The organism is Vibrio sp. 1402, from assembly GCF_033340275.1.
Genome location: NZ_JAWOWE010000099.1, coordinates 1 through 1,022, shown reverse-complemented (window position 1 = coordinate 1,022; position 1,022 = coordinate 1). Strand labels below are relative to the sequence as shown.

Genomic DNA, 1,022 nt, shown 5'->3' with positions numbered 1-1,022 from the left:
TTACCCGCAGGGTCACCATCGGTAACCACATGCCAATCGATACCGAACTCTTTGGCTACTTTTATTAATGAACGTAAGCCAGATTGTGCAAATTCGACAATCTGAACCCCTTCAGCGGCGAGATCGTATCCACATTGTCTTGCCAATTCATTAAACAACCAAACCTCAGTTTCGCCTTCCACTAATAGCCAGCAACGCGCAAACAAAGCGCCAGCGCGATGAAAACGAATGTGGAAGCCAATTCGTCTTAGCTCGTCACCACCAAACTTAGACGTGTTTAGACTCTTCGCAATCGTTTTATCGGACAGACGGATAAGCCTACGGATCGAGTAGAGCGGCACGGAACCAAGCAAACTGCCACTGTTCGTGGTTAAGATTTTTTGCATTGGCAAAAGTTGAAGCAACGACCAAGCTCGAGCTAAATGCGTTGGGTGTAAACGACCTTCTGGATCTTCGATGATCAAAATAGGCCGCGCGCAGCGTCTTAAATCCGTCGGTCCTTTGGCTTGAAGATATGCATTAAGCAACCCCATTAAGAGCAAGCGACTTTGCTTATCGTTGGTCTCTTTCAGGTATTGGCTCAATCCTTTATCAGAAGATGGGCTAGTGTAGAATAATCCGTCTCTCGGTTTTCTAGGATTGCCTTTACTGATGCTACGAAACGCAAAATAGTGCTCGACCAACGTTTTCATGGCATCGAGACTGCTTCGTATTTCCCCTTTGTTTACATGACCCGGCATCGCCAATAAACGTCGACAGGTGTTGTTGATGCGTTTTTCTATACGCGCGTTTTTGCTGTCACCATTAATGTGTGACGGACGAGGAAAGCGACGAGAATCCCTTAGTCGAATGACAGGGTGCAACGTCATCAACTCGACCGCTAATTTTTCTGAATGGTGAATCTGTTTCGGTTTGCCATCACGGTCAAGAAACGCGTATTTGGTTGTGATGTCATGATCAACGCGAGAGGCACTGATTCGATAATAAATGACATGTTCACCATCTTCTGTTGTGCACCAAGC

The 1,022-nt window shown here is 46.2% G+C and carries 1 protein-coding gene; it reads right to left on the bottom strand.

The features are described 5' to 3' along the window. On the bottom strand, positions 1-1,022 hold a 1,022-nt coding region (locus tag R7044_RS24395; RefSeq protein WP_225455898.1), incomplete at both ends, for a DUF2813 domain-containing protein.